The sequence below is a fragment of the Microvirga terrae genome, assembly GCF_013307435.2.
Classification (GTDB): domain Bacteria; phylum Pseudomonadota; class Alphaproteobacteria; order Rhizobiales; family Beijerinckiaceae; genus Microvirga; species Microvirga terrae.
This window is the reverse complement of record NZ_CP102845.1, coordinates 4199365-4223639: the sequence shown is the minus strand read 5'-3', so window position 1 is coordinate 4223639 and position 24275 is coordinate 4199365. Positions and strand designations below refer to the sequence as shown.

Genomic DNA, 24275 nt, shown 5'->3' with positions numbered 1-24275 from the left:
TTCTTTTCGGAAGGAGCCGCGCCCGCCTAGACGAGGCAGTCGAGGGTGAGGGCGGCAAACAGGATCAGACCGGCGTCCCGGTTCGAGCGGAAGAGGCGCAGCGCGCCGGCCCCGTCCGAGGGGTCGATGCGCGCCACTTGCCAGCCCAGGTGAAGGGCGAAGAGACCCAGGCCCGCGAAGGACGTGAGGCCCGCTCCGGCCAAGCCCAGGGCAGCGGTGACGAAGACCAGGGTCAGTGCATAGCAGATGGCGACGCCGAGCCTGACGTTCTCGCCGAAATACCGGGCTGAGGATTTGATCCCGGCGATCTCGTCGTCCTCGATGTCCTGCAGGGCATAGATCGTGTCATACCCCACCACCCAGGCGATGCTGCCGAGATAGAGAAGGATGGCGGCCGGGCTCAAGGAGCCGAAGGTGGCGGCCCAGCCCATCAGGGCCCCCCAGGCGAAGGCGAAACCCAGGACGATCTGCGGCATCCAGAAGAAGCGCTTCATGAACGGGTAGAGGGCGACCACGCCCAGGGACGCGAAGCCGGTCGCGACCGCGAAGGCGTTGAACTGGAGCAGGACCAGCAGGCCGACGATCCCCTGGAGCGCGAGAAAGGCCAGGGCTCCCTTCAGGGTGACCTGGCCCGAGGGAAGGGGGCGCTGGCGGGTGCGCTCGACCCGGGTATCGAGATCCCGGTCGACGATGTCGTTATAGGTGCAGCCGGCCCCGCGCATGGCCACGGCGCCGATCAGAAAGAGCAGGCAGTGGACCGGGTTCGGCCAGGGCTGCCCGGCCGCGATAGCGGCGAGTGCGGCCGACCACCAGCAGGGCAGGAGAAGCAGCCACCAGCCGATGGGCCGCTCGATACGGGCGAGGCGCAGATAGGGCCTGAGGCCCGCCGGCGCCCACCGCTCGGCCCAATGGCCCTTGACGGCATCGGGCAGGGACGGCGCTGCAGGGGGCTCCATCGCTCAGACGGCCGGGCTTAGAGGGCGCCCTTCGGGACGGTCAGGGTGCCGGTCAGGCCGCCCCCCATCTTTCCCGCGATGCCGCCCTGCTGGCCTTGCTGCTGCTGCTGCTTGGCGCGCTTTTCCATCTCGGCCATCTTCGCGGCCGCCCCGCAGGCCTGACCCTTGAACTGCTGGGAGCGCTTGTGGTCCTCGGAGAAGCTCTGGATCAGCTGATCGGGAACCTGGCACCAATCCTTGTTGTCGGTCATCCATTTCTGGCCGGCGGCGCCGTTCGTCACGAGCTTGGTGAAGACCGTGCAGGCGGCGCGGGGGTCGATCTGTTTGTTCTTGCCGCCATTGGTGAGCTTGTTGACCTGCTGGATCAGGTTCTGCCGCTCCTGCAGAATCTTCTGGCCTTCCTGGCAGGCGCTCGACTGCGCGAAGGCAGGAGCCGTCACGAAAATGCCAGCGACGGCAAGCGCAGCCAGGATATGCGAACGGATATGCGTCATGCCCAAAATTCCCTCACTCGGCCCGCGACGTCTCGCAGGCCAGGGTTCTGTTAACAGGTTCAGGGCCTTGAGGCCAAGAGGCGAAAGGTCGCCTTGGGCATAAGCTGTGCCGTTTGGCACGTGAATATTCCGTGACCGATCGGACCCGGCCTCTCCCTCGGGGCTCGGGAACTTGATACAGGAGAGGCGGTTCGGAAGGTTCCCATGGCCGATTACGACTTCAAAGCCCCCCGCCTCTTCGTCGACACCCCTCTCCAGGCCGGGGCCAGGATCCCCCTCGACCGGGGGCAGGCCAATTACCTCCTGAACGTCCTGCGCCTGAAGGCCGGCGAGTCCGTGCTGATCTTCAACGGCCGGGACGGGGAGTGGCGGGCCGAGGTGGCCGTCGAGGGGCGCAAGGCCGCCGACCTCGTCTGTGCGGAACGGACCCGGGAGCAGGGGGCCGCACCCGACATCATCTACGCCTTCGCGCCGCTCAAGCATGCCCGCCTCGACTACATGGTCCAGAAAGCCGTGGAGATGGGAGCAGGCGTTCTCCAGCCGGTCCTGACGCGGCGGACGCAGTCCTCCCGGGTCAACCTGGAGCGCATGCGCAGCAACGCCGTCGAGGCGGCCGAGCAATGCGGGATCCTGTCGATTCCGGAGGTCCGCGAAGAGGAGAATTTGGAGCGTTTTCTCAAAGGCTTGGACAAGGACCGCCTGGTCGTCTTCTGCGACGAGAACGCGCCCGTTTCCAACCCCGTGGCGGCCCTGGCCAAGCTTGGGAACAATCAAGCTGGTCTGGCCGTTATCGTGGGCCCCGAAGGAGGGTTCACCGATCAGGAGAGAGCGCTTGTCGCCGCCCACGAAAGATGTGTTTGCGTATCGTTGGGTCCGCGAATCCTGCGAGCTGACACAGCCGCTGTGGCCGCGCTGGCGATCGTTCAGTCCGTGCTTGGCGATTGGAACTGACCTCGTCGTCCGACAACGCATAAAGCCGATCCGCCTCTAGCTTCAGAAGCTTAGCAGTTTCGCGCCGATTCGCCCCAATCTGGCCCCATTGAGCCGGAGTTTCGGCGCGGTCGCCGCAGGCCGATCCGCATGTGCGAAAGGTCATTTCTGAACAAGAACAGAGGACACCAAGGAAATGAGCTGGGACTTCAAGTTCGGCATCGAGGAAGAGTACTTCGTCAACGATGCGCCGAAACGGGATATCGCCAGGGGGAAAATCAAGGAATTCTTTGCCGCCTGCCGGGACCAGATCTCGGGCGACATCCAGCCCGAGATGCTCGAGCCGCAGATCGAGATCGCGAGCAAGCCCGCTCTGGAGTTCGCCGATGCCCGGGCACAGCTGGCTGCGCTGCGCTCGTCGGTCGGGTCCGTCGCGCGTGATTTCGGCCTGTCGATCATGGCCTCGGGCACCCATCCGCTCGCCGTCTGGTCGCGGGTGCGTCCCACGGCGCAGCCGCGCTACGGGAAGGTCATGCACGACCTGCAGATGCTGGGCAGCCGCAACGTCCTGTGCGGCATGCATGTCCATGTGGAGGTGCCGGATCTTGACATGCGCGTCGACATCATGAACCGGATCCAGCCTTATCTGCCGCTCCTGCTCGCGCTGTCGACCTCCTCGCCATTCTGGCAGGCGCAGCGCACGGGCCTGCTCGGCTACCGGCTGGCCGCCTATCGCGAGCTGCCGCGCACGGGCCTTCCCGATCTGTTCGAGAGCGCGCAGGATTACCAGCGCTACATCGACACCCTCGTGGCGGCCCGCGCCATCGAGAATTCGAGCTATGTCTGGTGGGTGATCCGGCCGTCGCTGAAGCATCCGACCCTTGAGCTGCGCGTGGCCGACAGCTGCACCCGCCTCGACGACACCATCGCGATCGCGGCCCTCTACCGCTGCCTCGTCCGCCGCCTGAGCCTGGATACCTCGCTGAACGCCGGGCAGACTGGCGCCTCGCGGGCCATCAACGACGAGAACGGCTGGCGGGCCCAGCGCTACGGCATCCACGGCAGCTTCGTGGACGAGAAGACCCGCAGGGCCAAGCCCGTGCGGGAGCTCCTCGACGAGACCCTCGACCTCGTGGCCGAGGACGCCAAGGTGCTCGGCTGCCAGCGGGAGCTCGACCTCGCCCGCTGGATCGTGGCCCGCGGCACCAGCGCCGACCAGCAGCTGACGCTCTTCACGGAAGCGGTCGGCCGCGGCCTGTCGAACCGGGATGCGCTTGCCGGCGTGGTCGACTGGCTCAGTGCGGAAACCACGGGGGAAACGGCAATCCGGCATTAGCGTGCCGTGCGGATCCCGAGGTGGCATCCGCGCTTCACGTCCGATGCCGCGACGAGGGTGGCGACGCCCCCGTCGCTTTCTGCCGTCCCCCCTCATTGCGCCTTGGCCTTAAGCCCCTTATTGAGTCCCGACCCTGAGTCGGCGCGCCTTGAACGCGCTTTTTGATGAGGTGATGCATGGCGCGGGACGTATCCGATACGACCCCCATTGGTGCGCGGTCGGAGCTCGTGGAATGGATCGCCTCCGGCGAGAAGCCGCGCGAGGCCTGGCGGCTTGGCACCGAACACGAGAAGATTCCATTCTACACGGCCGATGCCTCGCCCGTTCCCTATGAGGGGAGCCGGGGAATCCGCGCGCTCCTGGACGGGTTGCAGGCGCGCACCGGCTGGGAGCCGATCCTGGAGAACGATCGCCCGATCGGCTTGGCCGACGAGACCGACGGCGGCGCGATCTCGCTCGAGCCGGGCGGGCAGTTCGAGCTGTCGGGAGCTCCGCTCGAGACCCTGCACGACACGGCCCGCGAGACGGCGCAACACCTCGCCGACGCGAAGGCGGTTGGCGAGGGCCTCGGCCTCGGCTTCCTGACCCTTGGGATGAGCCCGCTCTGGACCCGGGCCCAGACCCCCGTGATGCCGAAGGCGCGCTACCGCATCATGACGGACTACATGCCGAAGGTCGGCTCGCTCGGCCTCGACATGATGTACCGCACGTCCACCGTGCAGGTGAACATGGACTACGCGTCCGAGGCCGACATGGTGAAGAAGCTGCGCGTCTCGCTGGCGCTGCAGCCGGTCGCCGCGGCGATCTTCGCCAACTCGCCCTTCACGGACGGCAAGCCCAACGGCTACCTGTCCATGCGCTCCGCCATCTGGCTCGACACCGACCGCGACCGGACCGGCATGATGGCCTTCGCGTTCGAGGACGGCTTCGGCTACGAGCGCTATGTGGACTGGGTGCTCGACGTGCCGATGTATTTCGTCAAGCGCGACGAGACCTATCACGACGTGGCGGGCTCGTCCTTCCGTGACCTCTTCGCGGGCCGGCATCCTCGACTGCCCGGCGAGCGCGCGACGCGCTCCGACTGGGCCAATCACGTGTCCACCGTGTTTCCGGAGGTGCGCCTCAAACGCTACCTCGAGATGCGCGGCGCCGACGTGGGCAACCTCGAGCACATCGTGGCCCTGTCGGCGTTCTGGACCGGTCTCCTCTACGACGAGACCGCCCTCGACGGGGCCTGGGAGCTGGTGAAGGGCTGGACCGCCCAGGAGCGCGAGCGGCTGCGCGCCGCCGTGCCGACGCAGGCCCTCAAGGCCCGCATCGCCGGCCGCTCCGTGCAGGACGTCGCCCGCGACGCCCTCGCGCTCGCACGCACCGGCCTCCAGCGCCGCGGCTACCGGGATGATTCCGGCCGTGACGAGACCCGCCATCTCGCCTATGCGGACGAGATCGTCGCCTCCGGCCGCACCCAGGCCGAGCGCCTGCTGGAGCTTTACCATGGGGAATGGAACGGCTCGGTCCTGCCGGCCTTCAAGGAATGCGTGTTCTAGAAACGCGGGAGCGGCAGGAACCCTGCCGCTCCTACCCTTCTGGACGCTGAAGATGACCCGTTTCCACGCGTACTATATCGATTTTCGATAGGGGACTTTTCTTATCGATTTATATAACTTAATAACGTTCATTGAAGCATCCGGTCGAACGGTCCCTGCCCAGGAACTATGCCAAGTCTCCTCGTCAGGACCGAACCCGGAAGAGGAGATGAACGATGGCCGGTCCGCAGATACTCAACCTTGGTTTTACGTCTATTCTTCGCGAGCCCGGGGAAACGGTTTTCATCGATCGAGGAACCGACGCGGTCGTTGTGGAAGGAGACCATCCCATCCGGTTCCTCGATGTTTACTTCGGCTCCCACGAGGTAACCGATGTTCTCGGTGTTCGCACTGCAGCGGGGGAGGTCGAGTTCCCGGACGGTCTCGAGACGGGCGAGAAGATCGTCGTTGCAGGCGTCGAAATCGGATTTGTCTCTTATGCCGATCAGGACCTCCTCCAATTCGAGTTCAATGACGATGCAACAGCCGAGCGGGTTCAAACTCTCGTCCGCTCGCTGACATACACCGACGAATCGACCGAAACCGGTTTCTCGAATACCCGGTACCTGACGGTTGCCCTGACCGACAGCAACAACCTTTATGCTCAGTTCGAGCTCACTGTCGGCGACAGCATCCAGGGAACGGCCGGGGACGACGTTTTCATGGCCGGCGAGGATGCGATCGGCTCAGGCGACGAACTGGATGGGGGAGCGGGCAACGATACCCTCAGCCTGACTGGCGGATATTACCGCCTTGATTCCATGAACAAGTTCACGAGTGTTGAAACCCTCGAAGGCTCGTCGACTGATGACTTGATCATCATCGGAAGTGAGCAGCTGGAGGATCTTCGGCGGATCGATGGAAAGGGCAGTGGAGCCGGAGGCGACAGGCTCTTCATCGACGGCATGGATGTCGATCTGACCGGCAAGACGATTTCGGGCTTCGACATCCATCTGCGATCCGACCATGCCGAGATCACGGTCGATACCTTCGATCTGGCGCAGCACGTCTACGGTTATGCCACGGCCGCTGACACGCTGATCTTGAAATCCGGAACGCTCACCGATCCCGAACGGCTGATCCTGCATCGGCATGGAATCGATACGATTACGGCAGGCGGCCGAACGACGACGCATCATGCCCCTGAGCTGACGGCCTTCGGCGAAGCCGCAATCCACGCGGAACGGGGAAAGCTGACCTTTCTCGACACGGGCCGAAACGCCGGTCTCAGCGCCGATGACGGCCTCATCAGAACGCTCAGTGTTTTTCTTCCCGGAGCTGACCAGAACGACCGATTGGGGATCGATGCGTCGAACGGAATTTCGCTCGTCGGCTCCCCTTCATCCGGACAGAAGCTCTTTGTCGATGGAACCCATATCGGCGAGTTCTACGACAACGACATCTCCATCAGCGTCTATTTCAACGGGAATGCGACGCCCGAGCGAGTGCAAAAGGTCATCCAGTCTCTGACCTACCGCAACGATGGCGAGGGTGGGGCAGGCACACGCTCGCTCTTCGTCATCCTTGATGATCCCGGCCGCCGCGAAAAGATCGTGCAACTTGACATCGATCGTGCGGCAACCGTGCCACCCGAGCCGAACCAGCGGCCGACGGATATCGTGCTTCAGGGCTCGTCCGTTCTCGAACTGGCGGCGAACGGCAGCAAGGTGGGCGACCTCTCGGCCACGGACGCCCCCGGCAGCACCTTCACGTTCCAGATCCTCAAGGCGGACGGGACCTGGGGAACGACGGATGGGCGCTTCACGATCGAAGGCAGCCAGCTCAAGGTGGCGAACGGCCTCCTGCTCGACTACGAGCAGGCCCGGTCCCACACGATCAAGATCAAGGTCACCGACGGCGGAGGTCTCAGCTTCGAGAAGGATGTCGTCGTCGCGGTCGGCGACGTGAACCCTGAGAACGCCGTCGGGTCGGCCGGGAGCGACTCGCTCGTCGGCGGTTTCGGGGACGATGTCCTGAACGGCATGGCCGGCGCTGACGTCCTGACGGGAGGCGCCGGGAACGACACCTACCATGTCGACAACGCAGGTGATCGCGTGATCGAGATGTCCAACGGCGGTGCGGCCGACGAGGTCGTCGCCAGCATCGGCTATACCCTGGCCGATCACGTGGAGAATCTCACGGCCAGCGGCCGGGACGCCATCAGCCTGACCGGCAACGCTCTCTCCAACCGGATCAAGGGCAACGCCGCCGGCAACGCCATCAGCGGCGGCAAGGGCGACGACACGCTCTTCGGCGGGGCAGGCAACGACACGCTCGCCGGCGGCGACGGGAAGGACGTGTTCGTGTTCGACACCGCCCCGGCGAAGTCGGGCAACAAGGACAAGATCATCGGCTGGAACGCCAAGCACGACACGATCCAGCTCGAGAATGCCGTCTTCAAGGCCCTGAAGAAGACCGGCGGGCTCAGCAAGGCTTACTTCGTCAAGGCCGCCAAGGCGCTCGACGGCAATGATCACGTCGGCTACGACGCCAAGACGGGCAACCTGTGGTACGACCCCAACGGCAGCAAGGCCGGGGGCCATGTCGTCTTCGCCCATATCGGGGCGCACAAGGCCATCGCGGCCAACGACTTCCTGGTCATCTGACGCTCAATCCCGTCATGGCCGGGCCCGGACTTGATCCGGGGAGCAGTCCCGGCCGTCCCGATACGGAAGAGCGCCGCGTTTCAGACGATCGGGATCACCGGCACGAGGCCGGTGATGACGGGAAGAGGAGTAGCAAGGTCAGCCGCGAGCCCGACATCCAGTATCGCACCCTGCTCGTCATGGCCGGCATGGGGTCGATGATGAGGTCAGGGGGATGCGCAACCGCTCGACGAGGATTCGTGCTCGTTCTCAGGCGGCCTTGGCGGTCGCGACGCGGTTGCGGCCAGCCTGCTTGGCCTTGTAGAGCGCGTCGTCCGCGAGGGCGATCAGGTCCGCCGGACCGATCCGGGTCCGGTCCAGGCTCGGAATGCGGGTCGCGCTGCCGATGCTGACCGTGAGAATCCGGGACGGGAAGCTGGCCTCGTGGCGCACGCGAAGCGCCTCGACCTTCGCCCGGATGTCCTCGGCCACGAGGGCCGCGCCGTCCTCGTCCAGATCCGGCAGGAGGACCACGAGCTCCTCGCCGCCGTAGCGGGCCGCCAGATCGCCGGGCCTGCGGGCCGCGCTGGCCACCGCCCGGGCGAGGGTGCGCAGGCATTCGTCGCCGGCCTGGTGCCCGTAGATGTCGTTGTAGGCCTTGAACTGGTCCACGTCGATGAGCAGCAGGGAAACCGGCGACTTCTCCCGCGACGCGCGGAGCCATTCGGTCTCGAGCTGCTTGTCGAACATGCGCCGGTTGGCCAGTCCCGTCAGGCCGTCGGTGACCGCCAGCACAGAGAGCTCGGCCTCCGTCTCCTCGCGCCGGCGCAGCTCCGCCGCCAGGGCCCAGCCGAGCGTGGCCAGCGTGCCCACGAGCAGGCTGATGACCACGCCGCGGAAAATGAATTCCCGGTTCCAGCTCGCCAGAGCCTCGTCCCGGCCCACGGACGCGAGGACCCCGATGGGGAAGACGTGGTTGCGGTGGTAGCCGCCCATGCGGGCCACGTTGTCGAACGGGGAGACGTAGTCGTAGGAGCCCGAGCCCCGCTTTTCCTTGAAGAGCGGATCGCTCGAGATGCTCGATCCGATGGCGCGCTCGATGTAGGGGGAGCGCGACAGGACCGTCCCGTCCCGGTGAATGAGCGTGATGCTGCCCTGCGTGCCGACATCGAAGCGGCCGAAGAAATTGGCGAAATAACGCGGCGGAATGCTGGCCTGGACGACGCCCCCGAAGCTGCCGTCCGGCTTGTCGATGCGGCGGGACAGGGTCAGAACCCAGTCTCCGCCGAGGGGATCGCGGATCAGGGGCCCCAGGAACCAGTCGCTGCTGGTGGATTCCTTGTGGTGCCGGAAAAAAGCCTGGTCCTCCACGTTCACCTTGCCCCGGTGCCCGGGCAGGGAGCTCGTCAGGAGGAAACCGTCGTTCTCATAGACCGACAGCGCCTTGATGCGCTGCAGGGATTGCACCCGCTCGACCAGGAAGGTGTCCAGCCTCTTGACCGCGTTGGGAAGGACGCCGCCCATCTCGACCCGGTCGACCACGTCCACCAGAAGCGCGTCCGCCACCTCGAAGGTATCCTCGGCATGCTGGACGAGCGATTTGGCGAGATTCACCGTCTCGGCGCTGATCCGGGCGGTTTCCTGCTCGCGCTCGCTCCAGTCGCGCCAGCCCTCGAGGCCGACGATCACGAGGCAGACCACGGCCACGAAGGCCTTGAGCCCTCGTGCCGCCGATTTCGGCCTGATGTGAGCGAATGCAGTCATGAGGCCCGCACCATAACCGCCGAGGCTAGCCTGAGGCTAACTTGAGGCCGAGGATTCCGGCCACGATCAGCCCGATGCAGACGAGGCGCATGGCGGTGGCGGGCTCGTTGAAGAGGATGATGCCGAGAATGGCTGTTCCGACCGTGCCGATCCCGGTCCAGACCGCATAGCCGGTCCCGACGGGGAGGGTTTTCAGCGCGATTCCGAGCAGCAGCACGCTGATGATCATGCTCACGACCGTGAGAGCGGACGGGACCGGGCGGGTGAAGCCATCCGTGTATTTCAGGCCGATCGCCCAGCCGATTTCGAACAAGCCGGCAAGAGCGAGCCAAGTCCATGCCATGACAGGACCTCCGTCATTGGCAGGGCCGTCCCCACCGGAGTCATGAAGGTGCGAGGTCGTCCTCACCTCTCCGAATATAGAGGGTCGGGAAAACCTTCTCAATACGATCCAGGCGCGGCCAAAGTGCTGTCTGCCGGCTTAGTTACCGGTCTCTTCCGACGGCTGGCCGGAACGGCCGAGGGACGCCAGGGGATTGAAGGGAGCGTAGATCTGGTGCTTCCACGAGTCGCCGCAATTGATGCAGATCGACCGGATCATGTGGTCGCTCTGTTCGAGCCGCCTGAGCAGCCTCTCCTGCCGGGCCGTCGCTTCGTTGGCCTCGGCCTCGTAGCCCGAGGGCCGGACGGTCAGCTGCAGGGCGTTGCCGTCCGGCGCCTCCTGGGCGAAGCCGGAGCCGGCCAGGAGAAGGAGGCTGACGGTCAGGGCGAGGCGGGTCATTCAGGATCCTGCGGCTGATTTGGGTCTCTCCCCACAGGACTCCAGGAGACAGTGTTTCGTCAAGGGCCGGGTGCCCGCCCGGGACCTTTGGCGGCGCCGGATTCATCCGGCGCCGCTTTCGTCAGGAACGCGGCAGGTTCGCGTCAGATCTGCCGGACCGCGCCCTTGGCCGCGCTGGTGGCAAGCATCGCGTAGGCCTTGAGGGCCGCCGAGACCTTGCGTTTGCGGGGAGCGGCAGGGTGCCAGCCCTTCGCCTGCTGGGCGGCGCGGCGGCGATCCAGCTCGGCCTCGTCGACGGCGAGACTGATGCGGCGGTTCGGGATGTCGATCTCGATCCGGTCGCCGTCCTGGACGAGCCCGATGGTGCCGCCCTCGGCGGCTTCCGGCGAAACGTGGCCGATGGACAGGCCCGAGGTGCCGCCGGAGAAGCGACCGTCGGTGATGAGCGCGCAGGCTTTACCCAGTCCCTTCGACTTCAGGTAGCTCGTGGGGTAGAGCATCTCCTGCATGCCGGGGCCGCCGCGCGGCCCCTCGTAGCGGATCACCACCACGTCGCCGGCCTGCACCTTGCCGTTCAGGATGCCGCTCACCGCGTCGTCCTGGCTTTCGAACACGACGGCGGGGCCGGAGAACACCAGGATGCTCTCGTCGACGCCGGCCGTTTTCACGATGCAACCGTCGAGGGCGAGATTGCCCGACAGGACCGCGAGGCCGCCGTCCTGCGAGAAGGCGTGGTCCTTGTCGCGGATCGTCCCGGCGGCCCGGTCCGTGTCGACGCTGTCGTAGCGGCTCTCCTGGCTGAACGCGACCTGGGTCGGCACGCCGCCGGGCGCGGCGCTGAAGAACTCGTGCACGGCGTGGCTGTTGGTGCGGCGCACGTCCCACCGGTCGAGGGCCGTTTTCAGGGATTCGGAATGAACCGTCGGCACCGAGGTGTCGAGGAGGCCGGCGCGGTCGAGCTCGCCCAGGATGCCCATGATGCCGCCGGCCCGGTGTACGTCCTCCATGTGGACGTTGGCGACGGCGGGCGCGACCTTGCAGAGCACCGGCACGCGGCGCGACAGGCGGTCGATATCCGCCATGGTGAAGTCTACCTCCGCCTCGTGGGCGGCGGCCAGCAGGTGCAGCACCGTGTTGCTCGACCCGCCCATGGCGATGTCGAGGGTCATGGCGTTCTCGAAGGCCGCGAAGGAGGCGATCGCGCGCGGCAGCACGCTGGCGTCGTCCTGTTCGTAATGGCGGCGGGCGAGGTCGACGATCAGGTGGCCGGCCTCGACGAAGAGGCGGCGGCGGTCGGCGTGGGTGGCGAGCGTCGAGCCGTTGCCGGGAAGCGACAGGCCTAGCGCCTCCGTGAGGCAGTTCATGGAATTGGCCGTGAACATGCCCGAGCACGAGCCGCAGGTGGGGCAGGCGGAGCGCTCGATGACCTTGATGTCCTCGTCCGCCACCTTATCGTCGGCGGCCGCCACCATGGCGTCCACGAGGTCGAGCTTCTTGGTCACGCCATTGAGCACGACCTTGCCGGCCTCCATCGGGCCGCCGGAAACGAACACCACCGGGATGTTGAGCCGCAGGGCGGCCATCAGCATGCCGGGCGTGATCTTGTCGCAGTTGGAGATGCACACCATGGCGTCGGCGCAATGGGCGTTGACCATGTATTCCACGGAATCGGCGATCAGCTCCCGCGAGGGCAGGGAGTAGAGCATGCCGTCATGGCCCATGGCGATGCCGTCGTCCACCGCGATGGTGTTGAACTCCTTGGCGACGCCGCCGGCCTTCTCGATCTCACGCGCCACGAGCTGGCCCAGGTCCTTGAGGTGGACGTGGCCCGGCACGAACTGGGTGAAGGAGTTCACCACCGCAATAATCGGCTTGCCGAAGTCGGAATCCTTCATTCCGGTCGCCCGCCAGAGGCCGCGGGCCCCTGCCATGTTGCGGCCGTGGGTGGTGGTGCGAGAACGATAGGCTGGCATGGTTTCCCCTCGAGCATTGGACCCAAAAGTCGTTGCACTTTTGGGATCGATCCGATGCTCCATCCCTTAAGCGGCGCATCATGGCCCACGACCATCCGGGTCCGCACGACGCGCTGAACTTTGCGGCCTTGTTCGACTGAAATTGCGTGACTTGCAAGGAAAATTGCCATTCCTTGTGGTCGCGCCTGCTTTGCCGCAATGGAATTGCTGAGGCTTGGCGGTTCGTCCGTGATGGCCAGGCCTGTCCCGGCCATCCCGATCGGAAGAGCGCAGCGCCTCCGGGAGCGGGATCACCCGTGCAGGGCCGGTGATGACGTCGAGGGGCCTTCTGCCGATCACCAGGCTGCAACGCCTTGAGCCCGAAGAACGTTGTCCTGCTCAAATCCACACGAACGAGGCAGGACCGCGCCATGCTGAGCAAAGCCGAACTGGATGCCCCGGCCCATCTGCAATACGAACCGATCGGCACGGCCGGCCAAGGCCATCCGAGCGACGTGCGGGAATTCGCCACCCTTCGCGAGGCCGTTCACTGGGCCATGAACAACGAGCCGCCGGCCGGCATGGAGGCGGTCATCCGCGCCGCCTCCGGGGCCGTACTGGGGCCGCGGCACCTGGAGGAGATCTGGTCGAGCCTGCAGGGGCCTTAAATCCAGCCCAGGCTCAGGGCGCCGACGGCGAGATAGCGCCCCGTCTTGGCGAGGGCCACGAGCGGGATGAAGACCCGCAGGGGCTCGCGCATCACGCCCGCCACAATGGTGAGCGGGTCGCCGACGACAGGCAGCCAGCTCAGGAGCAGCGTCCAGCGCCCGTAGCGGTGATACCACCCCTCGGCCTTCGCCATCTGCCGGCGCTTCACCGGAAACCAGGCCCGATCCTCGAAGCGGGCGAAGAACCGTCCCAGGAACCAGTTCACGACGGACCCCAGGATGTTGCCCACGCTCGCCACGGCAATCAGGAGCCACCAGGGATAGTGCTCGGCCACCAGCATGGCGAAGAGCACGGCCTCCGACTGGAACGGGAAGATGGTGGCCGAGAGAAAGGCCGCAGCGAACAGGCCGCCGTATTCGGCAAGATGGGACATGGGGCGGAGCGGTGGGACCGGATGAAGGGAACACAGGATTTCAGGCCCCGCGCCGGGGCCTGAACGACAGGCGATCTATCACGGTTCCATCGTGCCGCCGAGCCGAGCCGAGCCGAGCCGAGCCGAGCCGCATGACGCGGACCGGCGATCAGGCTTCAGACCTCCCGGCCGAGGCTACATCCGGTCGCTGAACGTGCCGTGCTGGGCCCGCGGGTTGAGGCGCGCGAAGTCGTCGCCCTTCACGTGGACCAGGGTGGCGTGATCACCGCCTTCGAAATAGATGTCGGGCTGGCGTTCCACGCTGTCCTCGACGATGACGTCGAGGCCGTAGCACGTGCCGACGGGCGGAATGGCTCCGCGATCGCAGTCGCGGAACACCTCGACGATCTCGTCCTCCGAGGCCAGGCGCAACTCCTGGCCAAGCTCCGTCTTGAGATCGGACAGGCGCAGGTGGTGCGAGGCCGGCAGAACGGCCAGCATGTAGCTCTGACCATTGCTGAGCATGATGCCCTTGGCGAGCCGGTCCCCCGGCACATGCCCCGCATGGGCCGTGCCGAGCGACGTCATCGCCGGTTCGTGCGCGATCAGATCGTAGCTGATGCCTTGATCGGACATGTAGCGTTGAAGGGTGGGTGCGATCGTCATGACAACCTCCTGTGAGACGAGGACGCTCGCATGCCGGGAGGACGGCTCAACTGACACACCGTCGCTTCGGGCAGCGCGGTTGCTTTGAAACATCCCGATGGTACACCCCGGACCCATCGGCTTCAATCGATTGGGCGCTGCGGCCGCAAACATTGCCCGGCGAAGGGGCGCTCACCTGACCGACAATATCGCGTTATCACCGGCGTTGTGCCGGTGATCCCGATCATGGAAGCGCCCCGCTTCATACGACCGGGGTGACCGGGACAAGCCCGGCCATGACGTGAGAGGCCGTGGGGAGGTCGTGGGGAGGCTATGCGCTGATACTGGCACCCCTACTTGCGCCCCGTCGCGAGGTTTACTACCAACGGCACCATCTCGTTTCCACGCCAGCCCTCCATGACAATTTCAAGCGGTGGCGCCGAGACATCTCTTTCAGGAAGACTTCTCTTGGATCAGTTCGACGTTGTGGTGATCGGCGCCGGGGCCGCCGGGATGATGTGCGCGGCGGAGGCCGGCAAGCGCGGCCGTTCCGTGCTCGTTCTCGACCATGCGGCCAAGCCCGGCGAAAAGATCCGCATTTCCGGCGGCGGCCGCTGCAACTTCACCAATCTCAACGCCGCCCCGGCCAACTTCATCTCGCGCAATCCGAGCTTCGCCATCTCGGCCCTGCGCCGCTATACGCAACGCGACTTCATCGCTCTCGTGGAGCGCTACGGCATCGCCTATCATGAGAAGACCCTGGGCCAGCTCTTCTGCGACGGCTCGTCGAAGCAGATCGTCGATCTGCTCCTGAACGAGATGCGTCGGGCGAACACGGAGCTGCGGCTCTCGACCTCCGTCGACACCGTCGAGAAGACGCCGGATGGGTTTGCGCTCACGCTTTCGCAAGGCGCGGTGCGATGCCGGTCTCTCGTGGTCGCCACGGGCGGAAAGTCCATTCCGAAGATGGGCGCCACCGGGTTCGGCTACGATCTCGCGCAGCAATTCGGCCTGCCCATCGTCGAGACGCGGCCGGCCCTCGTGCCGCTCACCCTGGAGCCGTCGATGCTTGAGCGCCTCGCGCCCCTGGCGGGCGTCGCGGTTGACGCGGTGGCGGGCTGCGGGAAGACCACCTTCGCCGAGGCGCTGCTCTTCACTCATCGCGGCCTGAGCGGACCGGCGATCCTTCAGATCTCCTCGTATTGGCGCGAGGGCGACGAGATTGTGCTGTCCATGCTGCCGGGCGTCGATCTGTTCGAGGAACTGCGCGAGGCACGCGCGCAGAATGGCCGGCAGGCGCTTCAGACCGCTCTGTCCGCCTTCCTGCCCAAGCGCTTGGCCCAGCTGATCGCCGAAGCCGAGAAGGGACCAGCCAACCTAGCCGATCATTCCGACAAGAGGCTCAGGGCCATTGCCGAGACCGTCAACCGCTGGCGCTTCAAGCCAGCCGGCTCGGAAGGCTACCGGACGGCCGAGGTGACGCTCGGGGGCGTCGACACGCGCCACCTCGATTCCCGGACCATGGAAGCCAAGGCGGTGCCCGGTCTCTACTTCATCGGCGAGGTGGTGGACGTCACCGGCTGGCTGGGCGGGTACAATTTCCAATGGGCGTGGTCGTCCGGCTGGTGCGCCGGGCAGGCGGCCTGACCGCGCGGGGGTGAGCCATCCCCGTCCGCCTGTGTTCTCCCCCGGGCCTGTGCTATGCTCTCGGGGGTCGAACTCCATCGGGGAGGGGCGCATGCATTCGGGCATGGTCCTCATCTGGATCGGTGCGCTGCTCATCGTGGCCGGGATCGTGCTCGCGGCCGGTCAGGTGCTCTGGAAGGGGCGCCTGAGCGACCCTCATCGCATGGGCTCGACCGAGGGAGGCGCCACCCTGGAACCGCGGGAGCGGGCGCGTTCCCTGCATCCCAAGCATCATTGGCCCAGCATCGCCCTTGTGGCGCTCGGCATCGTGCTCATGCTGGCCGAAGCGGCCGTGTGACGGTTCCGCCCGCGGCCTCGAACCGGCGGTGCGCATCTCGAAAGGGGTAGAGCGGGGCAGTTTTTGCCCGGTTGCGCTTGCCTCAGGCCACGGTTCGGGCAACGATCCGGCCATGAAGCCGCTCTCGCTCCTCCTGGCTGCCGGCCTTCTCCTGATGCCTGCCGGCGTCGGCGCCTCTCCCATGTTGCTGGTGGACGCGTCCACGGGCGACGTTCTCGCCGCCCAGGAGGCGACCCGCTCCTGGCATCCGGCATCGCTCACCAAGATGATGACGGCGCATCTCGCCCTCTCGGCCGTGCGCGCGGGCCAGGTCGGCATGGACACGTCCGTGGTCATGAGCGCGAAGGCGGCGTCCCAGGCGCCCACGAAACTCGGCATCCCGCCGGGCACGTCCCTGAGGCTCGAGGACGCGATCACGGTCATGATGGTCAAGAGCGCCAACGACGTCACCTTCGCGGTCGCGGAGGCCATCGGCGGCAGCGAGGAGGCGTTCGTGGCCGCCATGAACGCGGAGGCGCGGCGCCTCGGCATGACCGGGACCCGGTTCGCCAACCCGACCGGTCTGCACGACGACCGTCAGGTGACCAATGCGCGGGACATGGCCGTGCTCATGATGGTGCTCCTGAGCTACCACGGCGACCACATGGACCTGCTCAGGACGCCCTCTATCACCGTCAACGGCCGGATGCTCAAGAACACCAACAAGCTGGTGGAGGATTACGCGGGTCTCGAGGCCTCGAAGACCGGCTTCGTCTGCGCCTCCGGGTTCAACGTGGCCGTCTCGGCCCTGCGTGGAGACAGGCGCGTCATCGGGGTGGTGCTCGGATCGCCGAGCGCCGCGACCCGGACACTGGTCATGCGGGACCTTCTTAACACCGGCCTGTCGGACGGAGCGAGCCCCGTCGGCAATCTGCGCACCATGAAGGCCGCAGGACCGGCGCCGGCCGCGGATCTGCGACGTCTCAAATGCGGTCGGCAGGATCCGGCCCGCCTGGAGGCGCGGGCAGCCGCGAAACGTGCCGAGGTTCAGCCGCTCCGCTGACGATCAGCGCATTGTGCGGCCCTTTGGGTCCGCGACGAACGATGCGCCGCTTAAGGGATCGATGCTCTAGGCGGCCGACGGCCTGTCGATGGGCAGTGATTCCAGCGCGCCGGCCTCGTCGATGCGGCGCACGAGATCGTCCACTTCCTCTTCCGTCTGATAGATGCCGAAGCCGACGCGCAGGCGCTGGCCGCGGACGTCGGTCACCACGCGCAGCTCCGAGAGGTCGCGATGGATCGTCTGCGCTTCGGGCGTCTGGAAGGTGAGGAAGTTGCCGCGCCGCGTCTCGTCCGCCGGCACCACGAGCGACGCGCGCTCGAACAGGGCCGACGCCTCGATGCGGCGCAGGAAGTGCTGCTGCAGCGCCTTCGCGTGGGCGTGAATGATGCCCGGCGTGATGCCCTCGTCCGCGAGCCAGCGCATCACCGCGTTGAAGCGGTAGAGGCCTGAGGGATCGAAGGTGGCACCCATGAATCGCCAGCCGTCGTCGCTGTAGCCGACTTGGCCGCCCTGCGCGTTGGTGAGGTTGCCGAAGGCCGCGTACCAACCGGTGTCGCGCGGGCGCAGGCCCCATCCGGGCGGGCAATGCATGAAGCACGCGCCTTCGCCGGCCATCGCGTATTTGTACCCTCCGGCCATGTAGAACACGCGCTCCGCGATGCCGCCGAGATCCGTCGGCCTCGCCATGAAGCCGTGATAGCCGTCGATTACGATCATGGCCCCGTCGCAGGCGCATTCGGCGAGCCTGCGACCGTCCGGCGCGAAGCCGGAATTGAAGAAGACCTGGCTGACGAACACGAGATCGTAGCCGTCCTGAGCGGCCGTGAAGAATCGGTCCTCGAAGGTCGTGAAGGGCTCCGCCGGCACGCGCGTGACGGCCACGATCCGCTCCTCCTCCAGCCGGGCGATCTGGCGCGTGAAGGAGTGGAATTCGCCGTCGGAGGTCAGGATCCGGACCGGGCGGTCCACCGGGAAGCAGGAGAGGATGCGCTTGAGGAATTCGTGGGTGTTGGGCGCCACCGCGATGGTCGACGGATCGGGCAGGTTGAGGTGCGAGGCCACGTGGCCGCGATATTCGTCGAGGACCGGGCCCAGGACATGCTCCCACTTGTCGTCGATGAGGCGGGCCGCATCGTCCCAGGCCTGGAGCTGCGCGTCGCGCGTCACGTCGGGCCAGGGATGATGGCTGTGGGCCGAGAAGTGCAGGCGGTCCGGTTCGGTGTTGAGGAAGCGGGAGAAATGCTGGCGAAGATCAAGCATGGCGCATCCCCTCCGTCAAAGCCTGCCGCGCACGGACCAGAGTTCGGGGAAGAAGTAGCGCTCGAGCGCCTTGCGCAGGTAGGTCACGCCGCTGCTGCCGCCCGTGCCGCTGCGCATGCCGATGATGCGCTCCACCGTCTTCATGTGCCGGAAACGCCATTGCTGGAAGGCATCCTCCAGGTCGACCAGTTCCTCGGCGAGTTCGTAGAGATCGAAATGCTCGCCCGCATGGCGGTAGATCTCCTCCCAGGCGGCTTCCACGCCCGCACTGGCCGCATACGGCTGCGTCACGTCGCGATCGAGCACCTCGGCCGGGATCGCGTAGCCGCGCCGGGCCAGGAGGCGCAGGGCCTCGTCGTAGAGGCTCGGCGCCCGGTAAGCGGCCTCGAGCTGCTCGGCCAAGTCGCCCCGGTGGCGGTGCGGCGCCATCTTGGCCGCGTCCTTGGCGCCGAGCTTGAACTCCACCAGCCGGTACTGCCAGGACTGGAACCCGGAGGACTTCCCGAGCGCCGGCCGGAAGCTCAGGTAATCGGACGGGGTCATGGTGGAGAGCACCGTCCAGGCCTGGATCAGCTGCTCCTGGATCCGGTTGATGCGCGCGGTGCATTTGAAGGCGGGCTGGAGCTCGTCGGCCCGGATATGCGCCAGGGCGGTATCGAGTTCCCGGTTGAGAAGCTTCAGCCAGAGCTCCATCACCTGATGGATGGTGATGAAGAGGAGTTCGTCGTGCTCGGCCGTCAGGGGAGATTGGGCGGAGAGGAGGGTGTCGAGCCGGAGATAGTCCCCATAGCTCATGCCGTCTGAAAAATCGGTGTGAATCCCGTCTGTCGCTGCGGACAACGCCATCTCCCTGATATGCCTCCGCTTTGCTGCGGATTATTACGTTACCTTAGATGAATTCTACGAAAGTAGGACATTGCATCGGGCTTGTCACGTCGGGTCAGTCGGAATTGGCATTCCGTCCCCGACGGAGTAGGTTGCCGCCCGAACGATCCATCGCCGGAAAGAACCCCGCATGACTGACACCCTTCCCGACCGCCTGTCCTCGAACCCGAACAGCCCCTATTACGACGAGGAGCTGCTCGCGAAGGGGGTGGGAATCCGCTTCAACGGGGCCGAGAAGACCAATGTGGACGAGTATTGCGTCAGCGAGGGCTGGGTTCGCGTGACCGCCGGCAATGCCAAGGACCGCTTCGGCAATCCCATGACCATCAAGCTCAAGGGCAAGGTCGAGCCCTATCTCCAGACGAACGAGTGATGCCGGCCGTCGCCCTCGTCCCCTTGCGGGGCGTTGCCGCTGAGGCTCGGCCGTATAGGCCATGCCGGTGGGGTAGGGTGGCGCGAGCGCGGATCCAGGATAAGCTTGCCGCTTGGGGGATCCTCGGGAGGGGCTGAGCCAGGATGGTCGCTGGTCGGCGACGGACAACATTCGCAATCGTGGGCTGGCTCCTCGGCGCGCCGGCCTTGGCGCATGGCTGGTATCCGACATGGTGCTGCAGCGATCACGATTGCCGCGAACTGGCGCAGGCCAGAGGCGAGACCGTGACGGAGACCGAGGAGGGTTGGCGGCTCTGGGACGGGCGCCTCGTCGGTCGCGACGAGGCCAAGATGTCCCCGGATGGAAAGTTCCACATCTGCGAGGAGCCGACGACCCACGCGATCATCTGCTTCTTCGCCCCGCAGGGTTCGTCCTGACGGCCGGCTGATACGGGGCGTGCCGTCGTTTATGGGATCGGTTTGAGCCGCCCCCAGATCGCTTCCGCGGCCTTGGCGTAGTCGCCGTCGAAATGATGGCCGCCGTCCAGTTCGATCCGTTGCGTGTCGCCGAGTTCGGGCGCCGTGCAGGAGGTCTCGTTGTCCTCTGCCTCCTCCTTGCCGTAGATGCACTGCGTCCTGTCGAGAGGCAATTGATGGAGGAGAGGGGTCAAGGGCCGGCTCTCTGCTGAGGCCGCGCCGATGAAACCCTCCACGGTCACCTCGAAATCCGCGTTGGTGCCGAGCGCCAGGAGCGACACGAGACCGATCCGGTCTCTGATCGCCTTTGGCAGTTCCGGCCACACGTCGGGCATGATGTCGGAGCCGAACGAGAACCCGACGATCGCGTAGCGGTCGGTCCCGAATTCCGCACCGTAATGGTCGAACAGCAGGCCGAGATCGGCGGCCACGTCCTTCGGGCTCTTCTTGGACCAGAAGTAGCGCAGCGAATCGAGCCCCACGACGGCGATGCCCTTCTGCGCGAGCCATTCGCCGATGGACTTGTCGATGTCCCGCCAGCCGCCGTCTCCCGAGATGATGATGGCGAGACCTTTCGCCGGCCCCTCGGGGGCGATCACTGAGACCGGCAGCTGCGAGTGGCCGCGCTCGCCGGTCTTGCCCAGTTCGACCGCGCTGTCGACCAGGGCATCGCGAGTGGCGGCGTCATCCTCGGCCGGCACGAAGGCGACCTCGTCGCCGTCGCCCTGGAAGGCCTCGACGGCCTGACGCTCGCGCTCCGGTGCGATGGCCCGCCACGGCGCGGGCAGATCCGGCACCCGGCGCAGGGCGAAGAAGCCGTCGCCCGCAGGTTCGAGCTTGGGATCGAAGCAATAGGTCCTGTCGGTTCTCAACAGGGGCCTGAACCCGATCCCGATGGCCCCCCCGAGGGTGTTGGCCGGAGCCTGCGCGAGGGCCGCATAGGCGAAGGCGGCTCCGTCGCCCCGTCCGGCGATCACCGGGAAGAAGTATCGCTGCAGTCCGAGCTTGCGCTGCACCGCCTGGGCGAGATCCTTCAGGTCGTCCGACACGTAGTGGCACTCGTCCTCGGGCGGCGACTTGGCGAAATCCGCGCGCAGGGCGTCGAAGTTGAAGGAGACCGCCACCAGCCCGGCCTTCGCCAGGGCCAGGGCGTCCTCGCGGCGCGCCAGCGCATCGGCTTCATCGGCTACCAGGATGACCAGGCCCCTCGAGGGACGATCCTCCGCCCGGACGATGTCGACGGGGCCGAAGCCCTCGACGTCGATGGTCGTGGTGGAGACGGTTGGCGGCGTCAGGGCCGACCATGCGGAACGGCCGAGCAGCACGCTTCCGAACATCAGAGCGACGACGGACGCCACGATGGTCAGGTTCTGGATATGCTTGAACGCCCTCATGATCTCGCCCCCTTGCTGATGGATTTGATCGGGCTTCCCGAAATCAGGTTGCTCACGTCGAGCAGGATCTGCGGCAGCGCCCAGCCGCCCGGGCTCGCGAGATAGCGCGGCTCCCAGGCGGGGCCGAACTTCTCCTTGTAGGCCCTCAATCCCTTGAAGCCGTAGAAGCGCTCCCCGTTGCGCGCCACGAAGGCAGCGACCTTGTGCCAGCTCGGGGCCAGGCGATGCTCGGACAGGCCCGAGAGCGGCGCCATGCCGAGGTTGAACCAACGGTAGCCGCGCGCCTTGCCCTCCTGCATGAGGCTGACGAAGAGCAGGTCCATGATTCCGGAGATGCCCGGAAGATAGCGCATGAGATCGATGGTGATCTCGCCCCCGGGCTGGCCGTACCAGATGTTCGCGAAGGCCACGATGCGGCGGTCGCGGCGGATCACGGCCACGTCGAAATACGACAGGTAGCGCTCCGACCAGAAGCCGATCGAGAAGCCCTTCTCGCCGGCGCCGCGCCCGGCGAGCCAGGCATCCGAGACGCTCTTGAACTCGGCGAGATGGCTAGGTACCTCGGCAGCCGGGATGATGGCGAATTCCAGGTTCTCCCGCTTGGCGCGGTTGAGCGCCGCACGCCAGTCCTTGCCGGCCTTGCCCTCCGTCGTGAAGGTTTCGAGATCCACATGCGCTTCCTCGCCGAGCTTCACGAGGGACAGCCCGCCGTCGAGATAGAGCGGCAGGTGAGTCGGGCTGACCTGATAGAACACGGGCCAACCCGCATGCCGGTCCACCTCCTCGAGGAACTGCCACATGACGTCGGCGGCATGTTCGGGCTTGCCGATGGGGTCGCCCATGGCGATCCAGCTCTTGCCGCGCACGGCATACATGAGGAAGGCTTCGCCCGAGGGGTGGAAGAGGAAGCGCTTGTCTTCGAGGAGGGCGAGATGCGCGTCCGCGCGTTCGGCGCAGGCGAGTGCGGGCGCGAGCGCGTCAGGCTTCAGGGGCTCCACGCGGCGCGCATCGGGATGACGATGGATCATCGCGTAGAGCGATAGGGCGGCCCCGATGATGATGGCCCCGAGGCTGCTGCGCAGGAAGCGGGACGCATCGTCGTGCCAGTTGAACTGCCACCACAGGTCATGGCTGTAGTCGACGTCCTGGAAGGCCGTGAACCCGAGCCAGAGGGAGCAGCCGAGAATGAAGGCCACGGCCACGAGCCAGCGCGGCTCCAGCGGTTCGGCGAAGATCCCGGCCTTGCGGTAGAAGGCCGAGCGGTGGGTCAGAAGCAGGGTGAGAACGGCCCCGAGAACAAGCGCCTCCTCCCAATCGAAGCCTTTGGCCAGCGACACCACGATGCCGGCCCCGATGACGACGATCGACAGGGTCCAGGCACTGGCAAGGCGGCGCATCAGGCCGCGAGACAGGATGAGGAGCACGACGCCCGCCGTGCTGCCGACGAGGTGCGAGACCTCGGCGAAGGGCAGGGGCACCAGAAGCCGCAGGGCCCGCACGCGCGAGTAATCGTTGGGAAGCGCGCCGGACGTGAGCAGCACGAGACCGCCGATGAAGGTGAGAATGGCCAGCGCGGCCGGCACGAAGGGCAGCACGAGACGCCGGACGCGCCGCGCCGCGAGGGTGAGTTTCGCATCCGAGCGCCGCACCTCGTGGGCCAGGAACAGTGCCACGGCGAACAGGAACGGAATCAGCGTGTAGGTGAGCCGCCAGACGAGGACGGCCGAGAGCAGCTCGGCTGCCGGAGCCTGCGGAAAGGCCAGCAGGATGGCCGCCTCGAAGGCGCCGAGCCCGGCCGGCACGTGACTGACCACGGCCAGCAGGATGGCGCTCGCGAAAACGGCCGCGAAGACAGGAAAGCCGATGCCGAGATCGGCCGGGAGAAGCACCCACAGGGCTGCGGCGGCCGCGCAGATGTCCGTCAGGCCGAGGCCGATCTGGACGAGCGCCGCTCCGCCGCCCGGCACGCGGATCTGCATCCGGCCCCGTCCGATCTCCCGTCCGCTCCCGCGGCTCCAGGCCAAGTAAGCCGCAAGGCCGGCCAGCAGTGCGATCCCGAGGCTGCGGTTGAGACCTGTGGGCAGATGGTCGAGGGCGGCGAGGGCCTGCGGCTCGAGAGCGGCGCTCAGCCCGAGCACCCCGGCCATCCCGACCCACAGGGTCATGGCGGCGACGGCGGTGAGCTTGGCGACCTCGCTCAGGCTCAGACCCGCCCCGCCATAGATCCGCCAGCGCACGGCGCCCGCCGTGACGAGCGGAAAGCCCAGGGTATGGCCGATGGCGTAGCTCGTGAAGGACCCAAGCGCGACGGTCCTGAGCGGCACCGTCTTCTCGGTGGCGGCACGGACGCCGAAGGCATCATACCCGATGAGGGCCCCATAGCTGACGACGGCAAGGAGCAGGGAGATTCCGATAAGTGGGACCGGTGTGCTGAGGGCACTGGCGGCCACAGTCGCGAGATCGAGCCCGGACACAAGCCGCATGAGCAAGGCTGCGAGGGCCCCGCATCCTGCCAGGGCGAGAGCCGGCATCATCCAGCGCAGGAACCAAGGGCGCCGGTGAGATGGGGTGACCTCAGCGGCCGGGGCCATCCCGGGCGTCTGCTGCGCCTCGGCGGCGGGACACGCCTCGGCTGTGCGAAGAGCGGTGGTGGGCATGGGAGATCTCGCCTGAGTGGTCTTTCGGCGCCGTCAATCGGGCGCCTGGGTGCTTTGAACCGCGTCAAAGCATGAGCAGGGGTGTGCCGCGACA

General features: G+C 66.4%; 22 protein-coding genes. 10 read left to right on the top strand and 12 right to left on the bottom strand.

The window, feature by feature from the left end; genetic code table 11:
* Nucleotides 1–26: 26 nt before the first annotated feature.
* Together ubiA and HPT29_RS19875 are read right to left on the bottom strand one after the other, a co-directional pair.
* Nucleotides 27–956, bottom strand: coding sequence for a 4-hydroxybenzoate octaprenyltransferase (gene ubiA, locus HPT29_RS19880; protein WP_173948834.1), 930 nt, complete (start codon nucleotides 954–956; stop codon nucleotides 27–29).
* Nucleotides 957–973: 17 nt separating this feature from the next.
* Nucleotides 974–1450 carry a hypothetical protein gene (locus HPT29_RS19875; RefSeq protein WP_173948835.1) on the bottom strand — a complete coding sequence of 159 codons (477 nt, stop codon included), beginning with the start codon at nucleotides 1448–1450 and terminating at the stop codon, nucleotides 974–976.
* A gap of 204 nt (nucleotides 1451–1654) precedes the next feature.
* Here HPT29_RS19875 and HPT29_RS19870 point away from each other — a divergent pair, with 204 nt between their 5' ends.
* The 4 genes from HPT29_RS19870 to HPT29_RS19855 all read left to right on the top strand — a co-directional run bounded on the left by HPT29_RS19870 (nucleotide 1655) and on the right by HPT29_RS19855 (nucleotide 7908).
* Nucleotides 1655–2401 carry a 16S rRNA (uracil(1498)-N(3))-methyltransferase gene (locus tag HPT29_RS19870; protein WP_173948836.1) on the top strand — a complete coding sequence of 249 codons (747 nt, stop codon included), beginning with the start codon at nucleotides 1655–1657 and terminating at the stop codon, nucleotides 2399–2401.
* A gap of 175 nt (nucleotides 2402–2576) precedes the next feature.
* Complete coding sequence (locus tag HPT29_RS19865) at nucleotides 2577–3716, top strand: carboxylate-amine ligase (protein ID WP_173948837.1); 1140 nt, start codon at nucleotides 2577–2579, stop codon at nucleotides 3714–3716.
* Between the two features lie 176 nt (nucleotides 3717–3892).
* Complete coding sequence (locus tag HPT29_RS19860; protein ID WP_173948838.1) at nucleotides 3893–5263, top strand: glutamate--cysteine ligase; 1371 nt, start codon at nucleotides 3893–3895, stop codon at nucleotides 5261–5263.
* 215 nt (nucleotides 5264–5478) lie between these two features.
* Nucleotides 5479–7908, top strand: coding sequence for a hypothetical protein (locus HPT29_RS19855; RefSeq protein ID WP_173948839.1), 2430 nt, complete (start codon nucleotides 5479–5481; stop codon nucleotides 7906–7908).
* Nucleotides 7909–8157: 249 nt separating this feature from the next.
* Here the strand turns inward: HPT29_RS19855 and HPT29_RS19850 are convergent, their stop codons facing one another.
* The 4 genes from HPT29_RS19850 to ilvD form a co-directional block, all read right to left on the bottom strand.
* Nucleotides 8158–9651, bottom strand: a complete 1494-nt coding sequence (locus HPT29_RS19850) for a sensor domain-containing diguanylate cyclase (protein ID WP_173948840.1) — start codon at nucleotides 9649–9651, stop codon at nucleotides 8158–8160.
* 25 nt (nucleotides 9652–9676) lie between these two features.
* The gene (gene sugE, locus HPT29_RS19845) at nucleotides 9677–9994 is read right to left on the bottom strand and encodes a quaternary ammonium compound efflux SMR transporter SugE (RefSeq protein WP_173948841.1); all 318 of its coding nucleotides are present in this window, start codon (nucleotides 9992–9994) and stop codon (nucleotides 9677–9679) included.
* Between the two features lie 138 nt (nucleotides 9995–10132).
* Nucleotides 10133–10432: a hypothetical protein gene (locus HPT29_RS19840; protein WP_173948842.1), complete on the bottom strand. Its 300-nt coding sequence runs from the start codon at nucleotides 10430–10432 to the stop codon at nucleotides 10133–10135.
* A gap of 143 nt (nucleotides 10433–10575) precedes the next feature.
* Nucleotides 10576–12405, bottom strand: coding sequence for a dihydroxy-acid dehydratase (gene ilvD, locus HPT29_RS19835; RefSeq protein ID WP_173948843.1), 1830 nt, complete (start codon nucleotides 12403–12405; stop codon nucleotides 10576–10578).
* A gap of 410 nt (nucleotides 12406–12815) precedes the next feature.
* Between ilvD and HPT29_RS19830 the strand changes: the two genes are divergently transcribed.
* Nucleotides 12816–13052, top strand: a complete 237-nt coding sequence (locus HPT29_RS19830) for a hypothetical protein (RefSeq protein ID WP_173948844.1) — start codon at nucleotides 12816–12818, stop codon at nucleotides 13050–13052.
* On the opposite strand, the gene HPT29_RS19825 is transcribed toward HPT29_RS19830, so the two are convergent.
* On the bottom strand, nucleotides 13049–13486 hold the full coding sequence (locus HPT29_RS19825; protein WP_173948845.1) for a YqaA family protein: 438 nt from the start codon (nucleotides 13484–13486) through the stop codon (nucleotides 13049–13051). The genes HPT29_RS19830 and HPT29_RS19825 overlap by 4 nt on opposite strands.
* A gap of 174 nt (nucleotides 13487–13660) precedes the next feature.
* On the bottom strand, nucleotides 13661–14131 hold the full coding sequence (locus HPT29_RS19820) for an aminoacyl-tRNA deacylase (RefSeq protein ID WP_173948846.1): 471 nt from the start codon (nucleotides 14129–14131) through the stop codon (nucleotides 13661–13663).
* A 447-nt stretch (nucleotides 14132–14578) separates the two neighbouring features.
* Here HPT29_RS19820 and HPT29_RS19815 point away from each other — a divergent pair, with 447 nt between their 5' ends.
* The 3 genes from HPT29_RS19815 (at nucleotide 14579) to HPT29_RS19805 (ending at nucleotide 17136) form a co-directional block, all read left to right on the top strand.
* Entirely contained in the window at nucleotides 14579–15757 is a 1179-nt protein-coding gene (locus HPT29_RS19815) for a BaiN/RdsA family NAD(P)/FAD-dependent oxidoreductase (RefSeq protein ID WP_173948847.1), read from the top strand.
* A 91-nt stretch (nucleotides 15758–15848) separates the two neighbouring features.
* On the top strand, nucleotides 15849–16094 hold the full coding sequence (locus HPT29_RS19810; protein ID WP_173948848.1) for a hypothetical protein: 246 nt from the start codon (nucleotides 15849–15851) through the stop codon (nucleotides 16092–16094).
* Between the two features lie 112 nt (nucleotides 16095–16206).
* Nucleotides 16207–17136 carry a D-alanyl-D-alanine carboxypeptidase family protein gene (locus tag HPT29_RS19805; RefSeq protein WP_173948849.1) on the top strand — a complete coding sequence of 310 codons (930 nt, stop codon included), beginning with the start codon at nucleotides 16207–16209 and terminating at the stop codon, nucleotides 17134–17136.
* Between the two features lie 66 nt (nucleotides 17137–17202).
* Here HPT29_RS19805 and HPT29_RS19800 read toward each other — a convergent pair whose 3' ends face one another.
* Both HPT29_RS19800 and kynA read right to left on the bottom strand, forming a co-directional pair.
* Entirely contained in the window at nucleotides 17203–18396 is a 1194-nt protein-coding gene (locus HPT29_RS19800; protein WP_173948850.1) for an aminotransferase class V-fold PLP-dependent enzyme, read from the bottom strand.
* A gap of 15 nt (nucleotides 18397–18411) precedes the next feature.
* A complete protein-coding gene (kynA, locus tag HPT29_RS19795) occupies nucleotides 18412–19242 on the bottom strand; it encodes a tryptophan 2,3-dioxygenase (protein ID WP_173948851.1) in 831 nt (276 codons plus the stop codon).
* Between the two features lie 169 nt (nucleotides 19243–19411).
* Between kynA and HPT29_RS19790 the strand changes: the two genes are divergently transcribed.
* Nucleotides 19412–19654 carry a DUF3297 family protein gene (locus tag HPT29_RS19790; protein ID WP_173948852.1) on the top strand — a complete coding sequence of 81 codons (243 nt, stop codon included), beginning with the start codon at nucleotides 19412–19414 and terminating at the stop codon, nucleotides 19652–19654.
* Between the two features lie 179 nt (nucleotides 19655–19833).
* The gene (locus HPT29_RS19785; protein ID WP_173948853.1) at nucleotides 19834–20091 is read left to right on the top strand and encodes a hypothetical protein; all 258 of its coding nucleotides are present in this window, start codon (nucleotides 19834–19836) and stop codon (nucleotides 20089–20091) included.
* 29 nt (nucleotides 20092–20120) lie between these two features.
* Here HPT29_RS19785 and HPT29_RS19780 read toward each other — a convergent pair whose 3' ends face one another.
* Both HPT29_RS19780 and mprF read right to left on the bottom strand, forming a co-directional pair.
* Complete coding sequence (locus tag HPT29_RS19780; protein ID WP_173948854.1) at nucleotides 20121–21524, bottom strand: virulence factor family protein; 1404 nt, start codon at nucleotides 21522–21524, stop codon at nucleotides 20121–20123.
* Nucleotides 21521–24181, bottom strand: a complete 2661-nt coding sequence (gene mprF / locus HPT29_RS19775; protein ID WP_173948855.1) for a bifunctional lysylphosphatidylglycerol flippase/synthetase MprF — start codon at nucleotides 24179–24181, stop codon at nucleotides 21521–21523. Before mprF ends, HPT29_RS19780 begins: the two co-directional genes overlap by 4 nt.
* Nucleotides 24182–24275 lie beyond the last annotated feature (94 nt).

Coding starts and splice junctions, on each gene's coding strand:
- ubiA (WP_173948834.1), bottom strand. CDS start 956: ATGGAGCCCCCTGCAGCGCCGTCCCTGCCCGATGCCGTCAAGGGCCAT.
- HPT29_RS19875 (WP_173948835.1), bottom strand. CDS start 1,450: ATGACGCATATCCGTTCGCATATCCTGGCTGCGCTTGCCGTCGCTGGC.
- HPT29_RS19870 (WP_173948836.1), top strand. CDS start 1,655: ATGGCCGATTACGACTTCAAAGCCCCCCGCCTCTTCGTCGACACCCCT.
- HPT29_RS19865 (WP_173948837.1), top strand. CDS start 2,577: ATGAGCTGGGACTTCAAGTTCGGCATCGAGGAAGAGTACTTCGTCAAC.
- HPT29_RS19860 (WP_173948838.1), top strand. CDS start 3,893: ATGGCGCGGGACGTATCCGATACGACCCCCATTGGTGCGCGGTCGGAG.
- HPT29_RS19855 (WP_173948839.1), top strand. CDS start 5,479: ATGGCCGGTCCGCAGATACTCAACCTTGGTTTTACGTCTATTCTTCGC.
- HPT29_RS19850 (WP_173948840.1), bottom strand. CDS start 9,651: ATGACTGCATTCGCTCACATCAGGCCGAAATCGGCGGCACGAGGGCTC.
- sugE (WP_173948841.1), bottom strand. CDS start 9,994: ATGGCATGGACTTGGCTCGCTCTTGCCGGCTTGTTCGAAATCGGCTGG.
- HPT29_RS19840 (WP_173948842.1), bottom strand. CDS start 10,432: ATGACCCGCCTCGCCCTGACCGTCAGCCTCCTTCTCCTGGCCGGCTCC.
- ilvD (WP_173948843.1), bottom strand. CDS start 12,405: ATGCCAGCCTATCGTTCTCGCACCACCACCCACGGCCGCAACATGGCA.
- HPT29_RS19830 (WP_173948844.1), top strand. CDS start 12,816: ATGCTGAGCAAAGCCGAACTGGATGCCCCGGCCCATCTGCAATACGAA.
- HPT29_RS19825 (WP_173948845.1), bottom strand. CDS start 13,486: ATGTCCCATCTTGCCGAATACGGCGGCCTGTTCGCTGCGGCCTTTCTC.
- HPT29_RS19820 (WP_173948846.1), bottom strand. CDS start 14,131: ATGACGATCGCACCCACCCTTCAACGCTACATGTCCGATCAAGGCATC.
- HPT29_RS19810 (WP_173948848.1), top strand. CDS start 15,849: ATGCATTCGGGCATGGTCCTCATCTGGATCGGTGCGCTGCTCATCGTG.
- HPT29_RS19805 (WP_173948849.1), top strand. CDS start 16,207: ATGAAGCCGCTCTCGCTCCTCCTGGCTGCCGGCCTTCTCCTGATGCCT.
- HPT29_RS19800 (WP_173948850.1), bottom strand. CDS start 18,396: ATGCTTGATCTTCGCCAGCATTTCTCCCGCTTCCTCAACACCGAACCG.
- kynA (WP_173948851.1), bottom strand. CDS start 19,242: ATGGCGTTGTCCGCAGCGACAGACGGGATTCACACCGATTTTTCAGAC.
- HPT29_RS19790 (WP_173948852.1), top strand. CDS start 19,412: ATGACTGACACCCTTCCCGACCGCCTGTCCTCGAACCCGAACAGCCCC.
- HPT29_RS19780 (WP_173948854.1), bottom strand. CDS start 21,524: ATGAGGGCGTTCAAGCATATCCAGAACCTGACCATCGTGGCGTCCGTC.
- mprF (WP_173948855.1), bottom strand. CDS start 24,181: ATGCCCACCACCGCTCTTCGCACAGCCGAGGCGTGTCCCGCCGCCGAG.